This window comes from Sulfidibacter corallicola (assembly GCF_017498545.1).
In the GTDB taxonomy this organism is placed as follows: Bacteria; Acidobacteriota; Holophagae; order Acanthopleuribacterales; family Acanthopleuribacteraceae; genus Sulfidibacter; species Sulfidibacter corallicola.
Window position 1 is genome coordinate 9,733,484 of sequence record NZ_CP071793.1, and the last position, 17,544, is coordinate 9,751,027.

At 57.9% G+C, this 17,544-nt stretch carries 16 protein-coding genes; 7 read left to right on the forward strand and 9 right to left on the reverse strand.

What is annotated here, in order from left to right:
• Positions 1-136: 136 nt before the first annotated feature.
• Positions 137-298, reverse strand: coding sequence for an IS66 family insertion sequence element accessory protein TnpA (gene tnpA, locus J3U87_RS35425; RefSeq protein ID WP_420038332.1), 162 nt, complete (start codon positions 296-298; stop codon positions 137-139).
• Here tnpA and J3U87_RS35430 point away from each other — a divergent pair.
• The 3 genes from J3U87_RS35430 to J3U87_RS29510 all read left to right on the forward strand — a co-directional run bounded on the left by J3U87_RS35430 (position 271) and on the right by J3U87_RS29510 (position 2,916).
• Positions 271-465, forward strand: a complete 195-nt coding sequence (locus J3U87_RS35430) for an IS66 family transposase (protein ID WP_420038232.1) — start codon at positions 271-273, stop codon at positions 463-465. The genes tnpA and J3U87_RS35430 overlap by 28 nt on opposite strands.
• A gap of 151 nt (positions 466-616) precedes the next feature.
• Positions 617-1,162, forward strand: coding sequence for a hypothetical protein (locus J3U87_RS29505; protein WP_237379383.1), 546 nt, complete (start codon positions 617-619; stop codon positions 1,160-1,162).
• A gap of 968 nt (positions 1,163-2,130) precedes the next feature.
• Positions 2,131-2,916: a hypothetical protein gene (locus tag J3U87_RS29510; protein ID WP_237379384.1), complete on the forward strand. Its 786-nt coding sequence runs from the start codon at positions 2,131-2,133 to the stop codon at positions 2,914-2,916.
• 638 nt (positions 2,917-3,554) lie between these two features.
• On the opposite strand, the gene J3U87_RS29515 is transcribed toward J3U87_RS29510, so the two are convergent.
• Entirely contained in the window at positions 3,555-4,016 is a 462-nt protein-coding gene (locus J3U87_RS29515) for a MarR family winged helix-turn-helix transcriptional regulator (RefSeq protein ID WP_237379385.1), read from the reverse strand.
• A gap of 171 nt (positions 4,017-4,187) precedes the next feature.
• Between J3U87_RS29515 and J3U87_RS29520 the strand changes: the two genes are divergently transcribed.
• From J3U87_RS29520 to J3U87_RS29535, 4 genes are all read left to right on the forward strand, one after another.
• Entirely contained in the window at positions 4,188-4,787 is a 600-nt protein-coding gene (locus tag J3U87_RS29520; RefSeq protein ID WP_420038333.1) for a nitroreductase family protein, read from the forward strand.
• A gap of 141 nt (positions 4,788-4,928) precedes the next feature.
• The gene (locus J3U87_RS29525; RefSeq protein ID WP_237379387.1) at positions 4,929-5,855 is read left to right on the forward strand and encodes a DMT family transporter; all 927 of its coding nucleotides are present in this window, start codon (positions 4,929-4,931) and stop codon (positions 5,853-5,855) included.
• A gap of 545 nt (positions 5,856-6,400) precedes the next feature.
• Positions 6,401-9,856 (forward strand): serine/threonine-protein kinase, encoded by a 3,456-nt coding sequence (locus J3U87_RS29530; protein WP_237379388.1) that lies wholly within the window; start codon positions 6,401-6,403, stop codon positions 9,854-9,856.
• 100 nt (positions 9,857-9,956) lie between these two features.
• Positions 9,957-10,391 carry a hypothetical protein gene (locus J3U87_RS29535; protein WP_237379389.1) on the forward strand — a complete coding sequence of 145 codons (435 nt, stop codon included), beginning with the start codon at positions 9,957-9,959 and terminating at the stop codon, positions 10,389-10,391.
• Positions 10,392-10,545: 154 nt separating this feature from the next.
• On the opposite strand, the gene J3U87_RS29540 is transcribed toward J3U87_RS29535, so the two are convergent.
• The 7 genes from J3U87_RS29540 to J3U87_RS29570 all read right to left on the reverse strand — a co-directional run bounded on the left by J3U87_RS29540 (position 10,546) and on the right by J3U87_RS29570 (position 17,543).
• Positions 10,546-12,471 carry a CHAT domain-containing protein gene (locus tag J3U87_RS29540; RefSeq protein ID WP_237379390.1) on the reverse strand — a complete coding sequence of 642 codons (1,926 nt, stop codon included), beginning with the start codon at positions 12,469-12,471 and terminating at the stop codon, positions 10,546-10,548.
• Positions 12,472-12,645: 174 nt separating this feature from the next.
• A complete protein-coding gene (locus tag J3U87_RS29545) occupies positions 12,646-13,908 on the reverse strand; it encodes an SAVED domain-containing protein (protein ID WP_237379391.1) in 1,263 nt (420 codons plus the stop codon).
• Between the two features lie 155 nt (positions 13,909-14,063).
• Positions 14,064-14,621, reverse strand: a complete 558-nt coding sequence (locus J3U87_RS29550; protein ID WP_237379392.1) for a hypothetical protein — start codon at positions 14,619-14,621, stop codon at positions 14,064-14,066.
• Positions 14,549-15,430: an RAMP superfamily CRISPR-associated protein gene (locus J3U87_RS29555; protein WP_237379393.1), complete on the reverse strand. Its 882-nt coding sequence runs from the start codon at positions 15,428-15,430 to the stop codon at positions 14,549-14,551. The genes J3U87_RS29550 and J3U87_RS29555 overlap by 73 nt, the downstream gene beginning before the upstream one ends.
• A gap of 1 nt (position 15,431) precedes the next feature.
• Positions 15,432-16,331 carry an RAMP superfamily CRISPR-associated protein gene (locus J3U87_RS29560; RefSeq protein ID WP_237379394.1) on the reverse strand — a complete coding sequence of 300 codons (900 nt, stop codon included), beginning with the start codon at positions 16,329-16,331 and terminating at the stop codon, positions 15,432-15,434.
• Between the two features lie 4 nt (positions 16,332-16,335).
• Positions 16,336-17,154: a type III CRISPR-associated RAMP protein Csx7 gene (csx7, locus tag J3U87_RS29565; protein WP_237379395.1), complete on the reverse strand. Its 819-nt coding sequence runs from the start codon at positions 17,152-17,154 to the stop codon at positions 16,336-16,338.
• The gene (locus J3U87_RS29570; protein ID WP_237379396.1) at positions 17,151-17,543 is read right to left on the reverse strand and encodes a hypothetical protein; all 393 of its coding nucleotides are present in this window, start codon (positions 17,541-17,543) and stop codon (positions 17,151-17,153) included. The genes csx7 and J3U87_RS29570 overlap by 4 nt, the downstream gene beginning before the upstream one ends.
• Position 17,544 lies beyond the last annotated feature (1 nt).

Below are 17,544 nucleotides of genomic sequence, written 5' to 3' on the forward strand. Positions count from 1 at the left end.
TCAAGTGACCTATGTGGATTTTGATCGAGACCTCCGATGCTGGCGCTTTCGGAAGCGGGGTCACATCGGGATCGTCGGGCTCCTCGATAGGGACGAAACGGAGTTTGGCATCGGATTCCCGGGATTCAGCCAATCGTCACTTCCAGTAGCGGAAGGTGGGGAGCTTCAGCCTAACCCGCTCACAATAGGCGCGCTGAGTGAGGCCGGATTCGTCTTGCCGCGCCATGTGCCTTTGCCAGTATTCGTGCTTGGGCAGCGCTTCGGAGGGGCATGATCCCCAAGAGCTTGGCGGGGCCAGGCTTGTTGGCCGACGTGATCACCGTGAAATTTGCCAATGTGATTCCATTTTATCGCCACGAAAAACGCCTAGGCCGGCTGGGCATCGAGCTGTTGAGAACGGCAATGGGCCAATGGGCCAAAAATGTGGCGGATCGCTGCCGGCCCCCAGGAAGTGACGGGAATTAAGGCTTTAACAATCCTTGCCCCTGCCGAAAACTCCGTAGTATTGTTGCAGGGAAAGCGCCAAGGGGCACATGCCTGGACAGGCTGGGTGAAGCCATAAGGTAATTATTTATTTTGGTCATTAAGAAATACGGACTAAAGGACAGAAGTTAAGATGAAATGGATCTGGTTGGGTTTGTTTTTTTTGCTCGTTTTGGGGATATTTTTTTCTCGAAACATTGATAAAAAGCCGGACACTTCCGCCGCGGTCCCCTATACCCCGTTGCGTGAGATCAGGAATGAAACGAATCGATGGTCCAAAGAGCGACGGATTGCCTTTCCGCCCTCATTTACTTGGAAGGACGAGAGGTTTCATCGGGTGGTGAAGAGGGTGTGGGTAACCATCCCCCATCATAGGGTGAATCTGTCCTTATATACGCCTGAGGAATTTGCCCGGATTCGCGAGCACACTGTCCTCCAGGCCGCTCTGGACTATCATGAACAGGATAAGGTGGATTGTGTGGTCGCCGTACTTTTAGACGTGAAACCCGAGCTCGTGGACAACGTGATAACGTACAGCGGCGACTTCGTGGATAACTGGGATGCCGGCATCATCAAGGTAGTATACTCTCCGGACGGTGGCGGGGAGAGTGGAAAAGACAAGCTCAGTAACGGTATCTTTTCAGTGGAAATGGGCCCTATCAGGCCACCCAACGAATAAACGAGCATACCCCACTCGCCGAGTGAATCTGGTCATCCCTCGAAGGAATAAGAAAAGTAGTCGAGAGAAAAGCAGAAACAAGATTTCAGGTTAGTACATTCGTCGAATGTACCTTTCGATGTTGCTCAAATGCCTGAATCGAGGGTTCCTAGAATTTCCTGTTGACGCTCCCCCGAACGAACCCGGGAATTGCTTGGTAAAGGACCCTGGGTTCGTCTGTTGAGTAGGGTGCTCAAAGGCGGACCCGGCACCGGCACAAATAGATCGAACATATGAAAATGCCAGCTTACCGAAACACGGGAGCTCAGGCATGGCCAAACAACGGTGCCGTGGATGTCGTTGCTACTTCCATCGACGTCCCCAAAACCCCAATCAACGCTTCTGCAGCAAGTCTGAATGTCAACGACAACGCAAATCATACTGGCAAAAAGAAAAACGGAAGTCTGATCCTGACTACCGCTCCAATGATCGCGAAAGCCAACCTGTGTGGCGGGCTCGAAACCCCGACTATTGGCGCCGCCGCCAACGCCGGAAACGCGCACCGGCGGTGCTGTCGCCAGCCGCCAAGCCCCGCATGCGAACCGGAGCAGGCCCAGAGCCCCGCCACGCTCGCAGTGAGGACGTGTCAACGCCGCAAATCACTGTGAATATTCAGGTTCTGGGACAGCATAGGGAAAAATCATGTGTCGCCGAGGACGCGTTAAAGCGCCAACCCACTGAAGGTGAACACCTTATACGGGTCCACGTGGGCCACTTATACGGTGTCAATGAGGACTGGTGCCCATTCCTGACCGCAAGGTTTAGCCTGGCACCCATGACTGCCACCAAACCCCTTCACCGCGAATTGGAACCCCATCAACTGCAGCGGCCCTTCGCTCGCCACCGGATTTTCGATGGGGCAATCACCGATGCGCTTGCCCGTGATCTTGATCGCCGAGGCCAACTTGTCCCGGTCTCGGTGGCTCAGGATGCCGACGGCAAGCTGGTGTTGCGGGACGGCTACCGACCGGGTGGCTGCACGCGACAAACTGCGCCGTGACACGGTGCAGTGCGAAATCTGGCCAGGAGACCCAACCCAAGGGCTGTTGTCCCTGCTGATGCGGATGAGTGGCCGCTGCTGGGATGCACTCGAAGAAGACCTGACCCTGCTCAATCTCCACGAAGAACGGGGCCTGACTCCGGAAGCGATTGCGCAGCACACCGGCCGTAGCCAGAGCTGGGTGCGGAGCCGGTTGCGGTTGGTCTCGGAGGTCCCCGAGGAAGGCCGCACGGCAGTGATGCAGAGACGGCTTTCCCCCTGGGTGGCCGTTCGGGTGATCGCGCCGTTGGCCCAAACCAATCCCGCGCACGCGATCCAAGTCATCGAAGCGACGGCCAAGCATCGGCTCAGCAGCCGCAAGTGGCGGGATTGGTTCGAAGCCTACCGGAGTGCCAATCAGGTGGTGCGACAGCGTTTGGTCGACCAGCCGCGACTGTGGATCGAAGTCAAGCGAGAACGCGCGCTGGCTCGTGAAAGTCGCGAACTCGCCGAGGGACCCGAGGGCAAGTGGCGGACGACCTGTCGCCGTCTCACAAGTGGCCTTCGGGGTTTGCGTCAGCAACTGCCGAGTCTGTGCCGGGGCCTGGACCCTATGTGTCAGGACAGTTGTCGCCTAGCTTGGGCTAGATCTCTCAGTTTGAGAAGGAAGGCCGGATTTCGTACAGAGAAAGGCCGCACTTCCACAAATGTTACCCTCATATATCAAAATGAGTGAAGCGGGTTTTGACTGGATGGGAATCAGGTTGGTGACGTTGTTTCCTTGGAAACCGGCTCTCCATGTAAACAAAAGGTAAAACCAGCCGGCGTTCTGTAAAACCGGACCCGTTTTCAATTTTCAGCCCCAATGTCGCATATAGGTCGCAAAATAGGATTTCTCCCAAATTTCCTTCTGATATACATTGTTTAAATCAAACTACTTGAGCAATGCGGGTTGTCTTAATAGTAGCTCCACCTCCTGACCTTACGCCCCTCTCGCGATGCGGGGACTTTTGGCTTTTCGGCCTCGGTGGCGTGCAGCCAGGGGGGGTGATCGGCTTCGCTTTTTTGCGTAATTGGTTGTTGTTGCTCGGGTTGCTTCGAAGCGTCGGCCCAGCGGGCCAACCTACCAGCCTTACGCCCCTCTCACGATGCGGGGACTTTGGGCTTTTCGACTTCGAATTGGGGTCGTGAGGGAGACTCTGCGCTTCGCTCTTTGGTGTAATTTACTGTAGTTGCATGGGTTGCTTCGATTGGTGGAGCAAGCTGCTCCACCTACAGGCCTTCCGCCACTTACACACGCACGGGCACTTCGAGCCCCTTTCCTTCGGCGTGCCCGGCCAACCGTTCGAAGGGCCTGAGCCGGAGTGCCGAACATCACCCAATCTTGGCAAGCAAGGTGCGGAGCTGGTCCCGCTCCTCCTCGGTCAACTCGGAAAGCATGCGCTCTTCCGTGTCCACGTGGGAAACGACCAACTCCTCCGCGAGCGCGAAGCCTTCTTCCGTCAGCACGATCTTGAGGCCGCGGCGATCGTCTGGGTCCGAGGTGCGCTGGATCAATCCCCGCTTCTCCAAACGATCGAGTCGGTTGGTCATCGCCGAGGTGGACAGCATGATCTCCTTGGCCAATGCCGAGGGGGATAGAGATCGGCCAGGACCCTGGCGGCGAAGGGTCAGGATTACGTCGAATCCGGCGAGGTCCAGCCCGCAACCGGCCAGGTTGGCCTGCACGCCGAGACGCAAGCGCTCACCGGCACGCCAAACCTCGCCGCACACCGCCATCGGGGTCGGATCGATGTCGGGTCGCTCGCGACGCCACTGCGCGAGGATGGACGCCATGGGGGCACCGGAAGGCGCCCGATGTGAAGATTTCGGTTTTTTAGCTTGACTCATGAAAAGCACCAACCTAGATTATCCGACATCGAGTATTTCGATATCGAATTATCTGTCTTTCAAATATCCCACCCAAAGATATACCGAATCACACGCCGTGTAAAGGAGCCCATCATGATGACCACCCGTACCCCGGATCACCCCATTGCACCCATCTTCCTCGATCGCTGGTCGCCGCGCGCCTTCTCTCCCGAGCCAATCCCCCCGCGGGATCTCTTCACCATGCTCGAAGCGGCCCGCTGGGCGCCCTCGGCCTACAACGTCCAGCCCTGGCGGTTTCTGTACTCGATCCGGGGCGATGCGCACTGGCAGCAGTACCTGTCGTTGCTGGATACCTTCAATGTGGGCTGGGCCCGCCACGCCTCCGCCCTGGTGTTCGTCCTCTCGGATACCGTCATGCCGGGAAATGGTCGACGGGAGCCCAAGAGGTCCCGAACGAACAGCTTCGATGCCGGCGCGGCCTGGGCCCAACTCGCCCTTCAGGCGACGTCACTTGGTTATCAGGCCCATGCGATGGGCGGCATCGACTTCGCCCGATCACAGACCGATCTCGCGGTGCCCGACCACTATCGTATCGAGATAGCGGTGGCCATCGGAAAACCCGCGGATCCTTCGGTCTTGCCCGAGCCACTGCGCGCCCGGGAACGACCCAGCCAACGACTTCCGGTCCAAGAGATCGCCTTTGCCGGCGCCTTTCCACAGCAAGCGTTCCCGTGAACGCCAAAACGCCTTCGACGTGGCGCGGCGCATCCGACCGCATCTCGAAACAAGACACATAACCCACCACAACCAAACCATCCATGCCGAGCCGCCCATCGTTCCCAATCCGATTGCAGCCAAGAAAAGGAGTTCCCCACGATGTCGACCCTCACCCTGCAACGAACAGGTCCCACTCGATTCAGCGCGGCGGGGAACCCCGCGGTCCTCCTCCTCACCACGGGCACCCTGATCGGTTTCAACTTCCCGCTGGGGAAAATCGCCGGTGAAGCGGGCATCTCGCCCCTCGTCTGGGCGATGCTCGTGTCTCTGGGCGCATCCGGCGTGTTGCTTCCCATCCTGTCGGTCCAGCGCCGCCTGACGATGCCCAACCTCCGAATGGTGCGTTACATCGTCATTTCGGGCCTCGTGTCGTTCGTGATCCCCAACCTGCTGCTGTTCAGCGTCATTCCGAAAACCGGCGCAGGCTATACGGGCCTCATGTTCGCCCTCTCGCCCGTGTTCACGCTGACGTTGGCGGTTCTGTGCGGCTTGGAACGGCCAGACCGAATGGGGCTGTGGGGCATCGCGTTCGGATTGATTGGTGCGGCGACGGTGAGCCTGACGCGCGGCTCCGCCGCGGGTGCGCCCCCCACACTTTGGTTGGTCGCCGCCCTGCTCGTGCCGCTTCTGCTGGCCTGCGGCAACATCTACCGCACCTGGGACTGGCCGGACGGCGCCCAGCCCGACGTCCTGGCCTTCTGGAGCCACGCCTTCGCGGTTGTGGTCTTCGCCACACTCTCCCTGGCTTTCAACGCATCGCTTCCCTTGGCGGAACTGGCCTCGTCTCCCCTGGCCGCCCTGGCGCAGATGGCCGTGGCCGGCGCCACCTTTCCCGTCTTCTTCCGGTTGCAGCAACGGGGCGGGCCCGTGTTGCTGAGCCAAATCGGATACGTCGCGGCCGCCGTCGGCCTCATCGCCGCCACCCTCCTCCTCGGCGAGCACTATGGCACCGTGACCTGGATCGGCGCGGGCATCGTCGCCCTCGGCATCGGCATCACCGTCACCTCTCAATGGACTGAGGCTTGATTCCCCATTTTTTGCGAATCCGCATCGCCGTTCCGAGGTTTCGGTTGGTTCGCCCGAAACCAAAACAACATGCCGCCGGCGGAAATGGGACCGGTCGCACCCGCTGTCAACGGCCATGAACCTGGTCCTGCAATCGGTCCGGTTCGATCTCCACCACTTGACTCTCGTGTTTCCGTCATTAATTATTGGTTAATCAAAATTCTCTGTCATTGAATGATTCAAGCATTCCTCGAGGGCTCATGAACCATCCATCCTCCGACGGCTCTTTTCCAAACGCTCCCGAACCCACACGACAGCAGAGGAATGAAGCGCTCTTCCACCGCCTCAATGCGGAGAATCCCCGGGCCTTGGGGCACAGCCTGGAGAAGCTGGCCGCGAAAGAATATCCAACGGCCCCGCTGCAAAGTCCGTCGGGGCAAACAGGCCTTCCCCAAGCCGAAACGAAAGATTCAGCCGCGCCGCACCAGCAAATGCGACAGGCGTTGGTCACGCCCGATGCCGGTTTTTCTCCGAGATCGGCCACAAGAGAAACGACGGAGCTCGCTTTGGACTCGCTCTGCGGTCCCTTTCGCATCATCGACAAGCTGGGCGAAGGCGGCATGGGTTCGGTTTACCTGGCCGTCAGGGATGAGTTCCCCGACCTGAAAGTGGCCTTGAAAACCCTTTCTTCCTGGAATCCGCAGTCGAGATCCCGCTTCCAAAGAGAATGTCACATCCTTTCCGGCCTCAAACACGCCGGAATCGCCCATCTCATGGACGCCGGCGTCCTGCCCAACGGTCAACCCTGGTTGGCCATGGAGTACGTCCAGGGTGAAACGCTCGATGTCTGGCTGCGGCAAAACCAACCCGGCCTGAAGGAACGGTTGGCCCTGTTCCTAAAGATTTGCGACGCCATGAGCCATGCCCATCAACAAATGGTCATCCACCGCGATGTAAAACCCGGCAACATCATCATCCAACCCAATGGCAACCCCAAACTCCTGGACTTCGGCATTGCGGCGACCCTCGACCCGGATACCGGCGAACAGGCCATGATCACGGGCCAACTCGAAACGAGGTTGACGCCTCAATACGCCTCGCCAGAACAGATCAGCAGCAAACGACTCAGTGCTGCATCCGACGTCTACAGCCTGGGAGTGGTCCTCTACGAATTATTGACAGGGGCGCTTCCCTACCACCTCGAATCGGCCGATCCGTTCGAAATATACCGAATCATCAACGAGGCACATATCGTTCGGCCCAGTAAGCTGCGCGGGCAATCAGGTGGAACCACCGGCAAGTTTACCCAACAACTGCGCGGCGACCTGGATATCATCACGCTCAAGGCCTTGGAGCGCGACCCGGACCGCCGTTACTCCAGCGTTGAGGCCTTGGCCTCGGACCTGCGACTTTTCCTTCTCGGCCTGCCCATCAGGGCGCGCCCGGCCACGAACCGCTATCGCCTGCGCAAATTTTTGCGACGCCATCCTTGGCCGGTGGGGGTGGCCTTCGGTTTGGTCTTTTTCCTCTCCTATTTTGCGATTTATGCCCGACACCAAAGCGCACAAACCGCCCGGCAACGCGACTTGGCCGAAAGCCGGCTCGAGACCTCCGAACGCATGACCCAGTTTCTCGTCTCGATGTTCGAACAGGTGGATCCCGACTTGGCCCGCAACCGAGAGGTCAGCGCGCTGGAAGTCATGGAAAACGGGCGCCGCCAGATTGGAACGGGCCTGGCCGACGACCCTCGGGTTCAGGTATTGCTGATGACGACCATGGCTCGCGTCTATCGTTCACTGGGCCATTACGAGCCATCGCGCGACTTGCTGACCGAAGCTGTCGACAAAGGCGATCCCGACCAAGCGTTCCTTTCTCGATTGGAGCTGATCAGCACCCTTCAAAGCGCCGGTGATTACGACGCGGCCCAGCGACAATTGGCGATCGTCGAAACCGAAGGCCTCCCGGCAGACGACCTCCTGAACCAAACCCGACTGGATCACAGTCGCGGCAAAATGTGGTTCCTGCGTGGCCAATACCAAGATGCCAAGGAGGCCTTCGCCGAGGCCGCCGCCAACATCGACCTGCTGCCGGTGGCGGAACGGTCGCTGCTCCTCAGCGACCGCGCCGAATTGCAGTTGGAACTGGGCCACTACGAACAGGCCATCGAGCAACAAAAACAACTGCTGACCTTGCGCCAGGAACTCTACGGCGAGCAGCATTCCCAAGTGGCCGAAACACTGGCCGACCTGAGCATGATCTACACGGAAATGGATCAGTACGATCAGGCCGAAGCCTATATGAACCAGTCGGAAGAGATCTATCGTCAGATCTTTGGCGAGCGACATCCGCACCTGGTCAATTGCTTGCTGCGACGGGGATTGCTGGCCCGCCTCAAGGGAGAATCCGACCCCGCCGCCGAACATCTGAGAGAGGCCCAGGCCCTGGCCCGCGACCTGTTGGGCGAAGACCATCCCGTTACCGCCAATGTCCTCAACCATCTCGCGATCCTGCACCGCTTCACGGGCGACTACGAGGCGAGTGAAACGCTCTTGAAACAAGCGCTGGACATTCGCCGGCGGGTGCTTGGTGCAGATCACCCCCAGGTGGCGCTATGCCTCGATAGCCTCGCCTACTTGATGCTGGACAGGGACGACCTGGCGGCCGCGGAAGCCATGTTGCGACGCGCCCTCGAAATCAAGATCGCCCGGCTCGGTGAAAAACATCCCGCCGTGGCGGACTCGATCGAGGCCCTGGCCCAGGTGTACTCATCGAAAAACGACTTCAAGGAAGCCGAACCGCTGCTCCGCAAGGCGCTCGGCATCAAGATGCAAGTCATGGGAGAGAACCACAGGGTCGTGACGACGATGCTCAACAACCTGGCAAGCATCCTTCAGGACCGCGGTGATTTCGATGCCGCCGAGCCGCTCTACCGCCGCGCTTTGGCCAATACCAAAGAAACCCTGGGAGAAGAGCATCTCTACGTGGCGATCTACCAAAGCAACCTCGCAGGGTTGTTGCGCGACAAGGGCAATCATGCCGAAGCCCAAACCCTCTACCGCGAAGCGCTCCGTTTGATCCGCACCCAAATGGGCGAAGATCACCCCTATGTTCCCACTGCGATCAACAATTTGGCCAAGGTCCTTCATTACCGCGGCGATTTCGTCGGTGCCGAATCCCTGTTCCGCGAAGCACTTGCCAAAAGTATCGATTCCTTGGGCGAAGACCATACCCAGGCAGGGGCGTTGTCAGGCAACCTGGGCACCCTGCTCGTGGACACCGGCGACTACGCAGGTGCCAAACCCCTACTGCACAAAGCCTTGGAGATTCTCCAAGAAAAGCTTGGCCCCCGACACCGCAAGGTCAACCTAACCCTCTTGTTTTTGGGGCACCTGGCGAGGCGCGAAGGAAACCTGGATCGATCGGAACGATACTATCGCCAGGTACTCGAGTCCTACGAAGCGGTGGAGCCGGAAAACCGCCCGAATTTGGCTTCGGAACACATGGCGCTTGCCAGGCTCTATTTCCTGGGCGACCGCTTGGACGCGGCCCGAGCCCATCTCGAGAAGGCCGAAGCCGAGGTGGGCAAGTTACAACACGACAGTCCCCAGGCCGGCATTTGGTTTTTGCGAGCCCGCCTCCTGCGAAAAGAGGAGGAAAACGCGCAAGCTCAGGCCCTGTTGCACCAGGCACTGCAGCAAAGGCGCGAGCGCTTGGGAGACAGGCACCCGCTGGTCGCCGAGGTCCTCCTGGAACTGGCCCAGGTTTTGACGGCGACCGGACGACCCGACGAAGCCTGGCCCCTGGTGGACCAGGCTGCCGTGGCCTTGGCCTCGCTGCCGGCGGAACACGAATCCCACCAGGTGCTTTCCTCGGTCAAAGGTCTCATTCTGTTCGAACAGGGCAACGAAGCAGAGGGCGAAGAGCTGATGCGCGCGGCCCATCGCGCGCTTACGCAACACATGGGTGAGACCCATTACCTAACTCTGGCAGCGCAACGACGGATGCAGGCAAGGCGACCCTGAGCCAGGCCGCGAAGGACTCTTCATGTGACCACGCGCCTTTCACGCATGTTCGATTCGCTGGGTTCCCGGCCAACCCGACATCCTCGGGCCATGATCCACAGTGGGCCCGCACCTCGATTTCCGACGGGCCAACGGCACGTCAGACCAAGGCGAGCACTACAAGGCGTTCATTCACCGCAACACCCTGGTCGGCGGCAGCTCCTGGCTGCGTTTCATGGGTGCGGAACCCTACGTCGTCGAAGCCAACGTCATCAAGGGTGACAGCCTGACGCGCTGGGACCTGGCTTTCCAAGCGGGCGAGGTCTCCAGCGCGGTGGAGCCAAGGGACGCCGGCGTGACCGACGACGCGGGCAACCTGGCGGGTACCTACCGCGACCAGAGCCGGGGAACCCACGGCCACGAGGCCTTTCCCGTCGAGACCTCCTGCTACCTGGTCCCGCAGCCGGATTGGCTACGATCCTCGAGCACCGATCTCGCCGGTGCGGTAAGCGTTCTGGATTTCGTAAGCGTCTTCCAGGGACACTGCTCCTGCTGACGAAAAGCCACACCCGCTTCCCCCGGCATCCCTTCCCGGCAAAAGCCAGAGGCCCGACACCGGTTGGACCCCAGCCGAGCCGAATGAAAGTCCGGGAAGAAGGGACCCAAAGGGTTACCTTCGCCCCGGCACTCACAGCTCTCGATTGTTGTTTTTAGGGTTTCAGACGGTGACCAAGCGCAATCGTGGCCCCCACCTGCCCTTGATGGATCGAGTGGATGAAATCCGGTGCAATTTCGCCCAGCTCGCCTCCCAGGAAAAACGAGACTTCTGGAGGTAGGGAGACGAAGAGATGGATTTCGAAGTCACCCAACTCGTTCAGGAGCCGCAGCAAACATTGCCCAAGTGCCCGAGCCAAGCCGATTGCGATCTCGGGACAAGCAGCCTCATGTCGATCTATTTGTCCTCTTGGAAGCACAAAAGTGTAGGAGTCAAATTCGAGCCCCATCGCCAATCCCAATTTCTTCGGGTTCGAGGGCCGCCGGAGTGCCACGAAGACCGCTGCTCGATCTGTCGGTTCGTCCGCTCGCATGGTGACGATATCGCTGCCCATCGGAGAGGCCGGCCCTAGGCTGATGATATCCTCTTTGTCGTGGATTTCCTTTTCTCGTAGAAAGACCCGTTTGGGTACATCTCGGAACAGGAAACCCGTGGTCAGCCAAATCGAAGGTACGGAAATCCCAGAAACGAAGAGCGACAATCGAGCATGCTCGTCTCGTCGTTTGTATGCAATCAGCTCGTCGACCAGGTCTAACGGGCCCGAAAGACCCTTTTCCGCTCCGCCAAGCCTTGGTGTGAAGAAATCGGGGCAGATCAATCGCTCGGGATCGAAGTGCGGGCCGGGTGGCAGGCGCGATGGCTTTCCTGCTATCTGAAAATGAAGATGTTGCCTATCGCGGAAGAGTTGAGCGTGATCTGGATCGAGAAACAACACGGGATTGGCCCAAGCAAGGGTGTTGGGCGATCGATTGAGGATGGCTACACGAGACTCCCGAACCGCCTCGTCAATCGCGTCCCCACATCCAATTCGACGGAAGAACACCCGGGAAAAGGTCCGCGCGGCATCGTAGCTGATCTGGTATTGCATGGCCACCACAGCGGGGGTGCCGCCAAGGACCATATTCCGTGCCACGCCATTGAAGGGATTGTACCCATCTCCATACTGTAGTCTGGCGCCTTCACAGGAAATCAGGTTCACCAATCGTGGCGCGTGATAGGGATCGTCACACATGTTGGCCAAACGGGCACCGGTTACGTAATCACTCCTTCCCTCCTCATCTTCGAAGCAAAGCGACCATTCTCCCGTTTTGCCATCGACCCCGCCATGCCCGATAAATTGGAGAACGTGAACGGGTCGTTCCTTGAGATGGTCGCGCAAGTTTTGGGCGGTGGGTGGCTCGAGAAAATGGAGGTTGGCGATTTCGGAAGGTACCGCCTCTCGTAATTCCCGCTTGAACCGATCCGCACCGAAACAGTCCTCATCCGAAGGCTCAGCAATTATGGCCAAGATTTCGAGACGCGTCGGTAGCTCTTGCACCTGCCGAAACGACTGACGATGAGGATTGGCGCGAACGATTGCATGGTTGGTCCGCGCAAGGGGATGGGTGTCACGGGGGCGCCACATCAATTCCCAGGGCAGCTTATCCACATCCAGGAGATCGGGATTATATGGGTCGATCCGAAAGCAAAACAGAACCTGTTGATTTTCGGCCAGAATCCGGTCTACGAATTGATGAGCTTCATCCTGGAATATACTGGAGTAAAGCATCCAGCCAATGATTCGCTGCCTTCCACTGGGGGTATTGCAAAGAGAGCGAAACTCGCTCACAGAATGCAAGCCTATTCGCTCGGCGATTTCCACGAACCATGGCCCCAAATCTTCCTCTGCTTTCGGCTCGATTCCTCGAGCATCGGGTGAAAAATGCTTCATGCCTAGATGGGGCAGGATTGTTTGCAATTCACGGATCAGGAACGGTGGCTGAAAAGGCCGGATCAGGGTCTTACCATCGGCACTCAAGTGAACAGAGAGTGCGCTATTTGATTCCTTTTGAATTTCGATCACGACTTGCAGAGCTTTCATTTTCCCACCTCGTTACTACAGTCCATAAGGCAACAATCACAATCCCGAGGAGCTTGCCGCACCCATCCATGGGCCTGAAAGCTCTTCGGAAAAATGAGGGAACAATCACCGGTGTGACCCAACTCGCATCAGAGCCCACCTCCCTACACGAATTCCTAGAAGGGAAAACCACCACTATGAATCCCGCAGCTCGAAACAAGGACGATAGTCGTTGGTTTCTGTCACCCACTCGTAAGTATGGACGGCACCCACGTTGGGTAATTGCTGGCCGATTAGAATTGCGAATCCAGGTGGCCCGACGAGGAAGAAGTGAATCTTGGAATTCGGGTACCTTTTTCTGGTTTCGTCCAGTTCGTCGACAATGGCCACGGCCATGCGATGAGGTTCATCGCGATGCCGCCCCGTCAATGCGTTGTGGCTAGTACCACCAGTCGGTTCGTAGTATCGGGATACGCTCACCTCGATACCATTGTGATTGATCCAATTTTCGATCCCGGTCCTGACCGTATCGATCGCCCGCGAAACACACACGGCAACCACAACATCGCCATTCTCGTTTTCTTGGCTTTCAAATTGGCGACAGTCCCAAGCCTCCGGAAGTCCACGCTGCCGTTTCCGCGGTCCAACCCACACTTCCTTCGTATAAGGATCGACGACTTCGAGCTCATAGCCAGAATTGCGGCCAAATTGAAAGCCCAAGGCCAGCGCCATGGAAAGGTGGCAATGGGGAACTATTCGAATCCTGTGACCGGCCCAATATTTGTTGATTCCCTTGCATAAAGTTCGTAGAGCGGGTTTTAGGAAGCGATCGCACTGCGTAGGATTCGGCGGTTGGTTTTGAGTATCGCCGAAATCGACGGTCCAATCGAGGATCAGATCCAAGGCATGCCCCCGCAGCGCGGGTCCGCCACGTGTGGCTGCGCCCAGGCGTAGCACTCCTCCGGAAGGGTTCGTCTCCTTCAAAGTATGTAGAAACGAAGCGAAAACATCGTCAGCGGCCCGATCCAACTCGGCGAGCATGCGACCGTCTTTCATTTTTCTGGGGTCGATCACCGCGCCTGCGCGGTTGCTGACTTCCAACCCCATGTTGGTTCCCGGCTCATCCAATACTGTTCGAATCGTCTCGAGATCGTCGCGAAATACGGGAACGATTCCCAAGCTCGGATTTCGGCGGGCCGCACTCAATGCATCTTCCAACTCCCGATCACGAACCCATTCGCTTCGCGCAGCTTCTTGGCTCAAATAAAACACGAAGCCCGCGGCCTCTTCACAAGCTTTTCCGATTTCATGGGCGGTGACGCGGCCGCGCAGAAGGTTGTCTCGATCCCGCCAAAGAGGGATGCCACGGCGGCGAAGCGCCAGCTCGAACAGTTCAACCTCCCCGCTATCCTTGTGCGAGTAACTGAGAAACACAGATTTCGTATTCCTGACGTTCATCTCCATCTCCTGTATATGTTGTCGAGGTTTCGGCTGAGGGCAGAATGATCCCAATCCCGAAAAAAGTGCTTCGAGAAAAAGGGGTTGGTCATGATTGGCGAACTGGGTGCGGTTCAATTTTGGAGAAGAGGCGGATCCCTATGGAAACAACCGAGTCACCGACGGTCGAGTTTCTTTTTCAGGTCTAGCAGGGTGGCCATGTCGCCAGGTTTGATTTGGGTGGCTCGAACCTCCGGTTTGGATGGAGGCCTTTTGCGAACGGTGTGTGTCCCGCCGCTTGATTCTTGATCCCTTCGCAGCTTATCCCGCACCAGCAACATGCGACCCGTCCAGCCGAAAAGCCGGCAGAGATCCTGGTATTCCAGGTCGTCTCGATTCAAGACCTCGACCAGAACCTTGACGGCGAGACTGTATTGATTGCGAAACCGCGTACTGCGATCAAGATGCCCACCCACCCCCTTTCCAACCAATATCAGCGTTTTGATCAGTTTGGCTTTTTCTTCAGCAACGTCTTCTCCACCACTGGCGACGAACTCGGAGACAATCGAAAGCAAAAGATTTCGCGACACCAAGGTATCGCGAGAGTGAAGCCTCTCGGCCAATTGTGCGGCCTCTCGGACCAAAGCCGGTCGCGACATGGTCATGGCGCACTTCCTTGGTGGCTGGTAAGCTGGTTCACTATTTCCAAGGTCTGCTTGAATTGATGGTGCCATGCGGTGCCCATTGCCGAAATGATCCAGGACCTACAGCGTTCCCGACACTCTGTTTGGCCAAGGAATTCACGCTGGTGACCCAGGGTTCTCAACGTGTGCGGTACGAGACGCATCGCGCCGTGACCATCGTACTTGGCCCCGCCCAATCTTAGAGGAGCCACCATGTTCAACGACTTGTCGAATCCCATGACCAGCAACAGGCGCCCCAGTTCTTCGGGCAAAACATTCCGCAGTTGCATGGTTCCGCAAAAAGAACCGCGATAGAAGACGCGGGTCAGCATTTTGACGGGTTGGCCACGCGGAGTCGGGTAGTTGGCTGGCCGGCTGTCGTAGAGCCGAAACGCCTTTTGTTTTTGCATGTCGGAATGGCTCCACGGCATGGGTACCTGAGAAACGATCCGAGAGATTTCTCCCTTGGGAACCGCGTCTGTGAAGCTCACCCTACCCTGAACTCCCATGGTGCCGAAGAGGCCACAGGCTTCGCAGTATTGCCCCCGACAGGATTTGCCAGCGAAGGTGATGCAAGACTGTGAGAGCAATTCGTATCGACCACGCACCGCACCCTTGATGCCGGACCCGGGAATGACCGGCTCCCGGTTCCTGCGAGCCACGCCTTGGGCCACGCTTTTTGGCTGGTCGGTGAGTTCCAACCGGCCATTGCCAGGAGAGACCAAACCATCGCCAAGCGACTCATACATGAATTCCAATAGCCCCGAGATGGCATCTTCCCGAAACACGTCGTGGGAGGGAATATCTTCCCGACGATCAGGTCCGGCTTCAGAAGGGCGGCTAATATGAACGATGCCCATGTCACTTCCTCCTGGCTTCCAGAAATTCGGTCAACGCTTTTCGGGTCAAACGATTGAACAGATCATCGACTGCCACTCCACGGTATTTCACCATGCGGAAAAAACCGCGATTTTCCTCCTCGGCCGCATTGCCACAATCCATTTCATCGCAGTCCGGTAGATGATAGGTACGGCGGTTCTTCCCTCGATTTCCAACCCCTCTGAGTTTCCCGATTTCACGATCGAGAAATCGAAACGAAACGGACCAATCATCCAAGCGAACCGTGCCCATGCCGCGAGATTTGCAGCCGCCAATTTGGTAAAAGCCCGCATCCAGATCCTGTAGGGCTTGGCCGATCAGGCCCACCTGCCACAGGGAAAAATTCTCGCCGCTCAAACGCACGCCGAACTTGCCGTCGACGACCACTTCCGAGTCGTAGAGCACGCCCTGCACGGCCGAACCGTTCTTTCGACTGATGCCGACACCCGTGCGAACCTCGGTCCGATTGGCGGCTTCGAAGCCATCCACGGTGGGAAGGGCATCTCCAATTCGAAAACGACCGGCCATGTTTAGGCTGCCGAATGTGAAGCAGGCCGGGCACTGTCCGCCCAGGTCGGCTCCCGGTCGGTTACGTCCCTCTCGATGGTCCCGGCAACCACAAGCGTTCCGCTCATTCGGACGGGTCGGATCGCAGACGTGCAATCCATGAGTCCTCAGTAGCCGCTCGCAATGGGCGCGCACCACCCCCTTCAATCCGGATCCGGCCAAGAATACCGTTTCCCGGCCTCCTTGCCGGGTACGTTGAAAGGTGACATCGGCAATGCCAGGTTCGAGATTGGACCTTTGGGTACGCACAATAATGGGGCCCAGAGGTTTTAGGGTGAAATCGATGGTCACTCCGTTTTGAAAATCGGTGAACATGGCGCTACATCCTTTCCGAAGTCGAAGCAAACGCCTCGCGCAGTTTGGTGAGGTGGAGGTCGAAGGTTTCGGTGACGGAAGTAAACGCCTTCGAGTCGCTGGGTGGAAGTCCAGCCAAAATGTCCCGAGCCGTTTGATCCACCAGCGATGCCACCGAGACAGCGACCCATCCCAAACCGCGGGCTTTCTTGCCCCCCAAGAGAAGGAACCCTTCATCCAGCATCCAGAGGCTCTGAGCGATCAGGCCGATTTCGACATCGGAGGGATTGAGCATGCGAATCCGGCCTTCAAACACGGCTCCGGCCTGCACCACTTCCTTGTCGAACTTGCCGGCACCGCGCACGGTGCGTGTCTCGCGATCGATGGCAACGCCGTCGCGAATTTCGAGACGACATTGGCTGGGATCCACACTCATGAGATCCGAAAACTGGACCCGCGAACCGTAACTCGCACCAGACGCCACACCGAACAAGCGCTCCACCAAATCCAGCTCCTCCCACAATTCGTGAAAGGTCTCGAGATCGTAGGAACCACGAGGTCCATCTCCGCGCTCACGCGTGTTCCTATGTTCCGGATAACTCGCCTGCCCCAAACCGACACACAAGGATTCGATCCCAGCCCGTAAAACGCCGCGCAACGAGGATCCGGGAATCATGGCACATCCCTCGGCATCGCGAATCACGGGCAGATCGCTGCCCGAAAGGCCCTGATTCTTTCCCGCACCGATATGCAACCCGCTACGGGTGGTGATCCGCAGTTTGAAGTGAACGATTCTGCCGATTGCAGCGTGGTGACGTCCCACATTCGACGCTTGTCGGTTCATCGACGACCTCCCTTCCCGCGCCCACGCCCGTGCGACGATTTGTCTCGCATAGATTCGGATACGAATACATAGCGTCGAATCATGTAGCCGCAAAAGTGCTGGAACGCATAGCTTCGCGTTTCGGGCGTGTTGGCCTCGGCTGCCACCAGTGCCTTCTCGATGTCGCCGAATCTCTGAATCACCTTCTCATGAATGGGCTCCCAAAATTGTCCCGTTTCCTTTCTCGCTGCCTGGTAGTCGAGGTAGTTTTTCAAAACCAGGCGTTCAGATTCCTCGGTCGTGATCTGAAGTAAATTTTGTAACTGGGATTTCTGGTTGCGATGACCTTTCGCTCTGTCGATGATTTCCTCGGCCCATCCAACCATTTCCCGTTTCAGCTCCGGTTCCAAC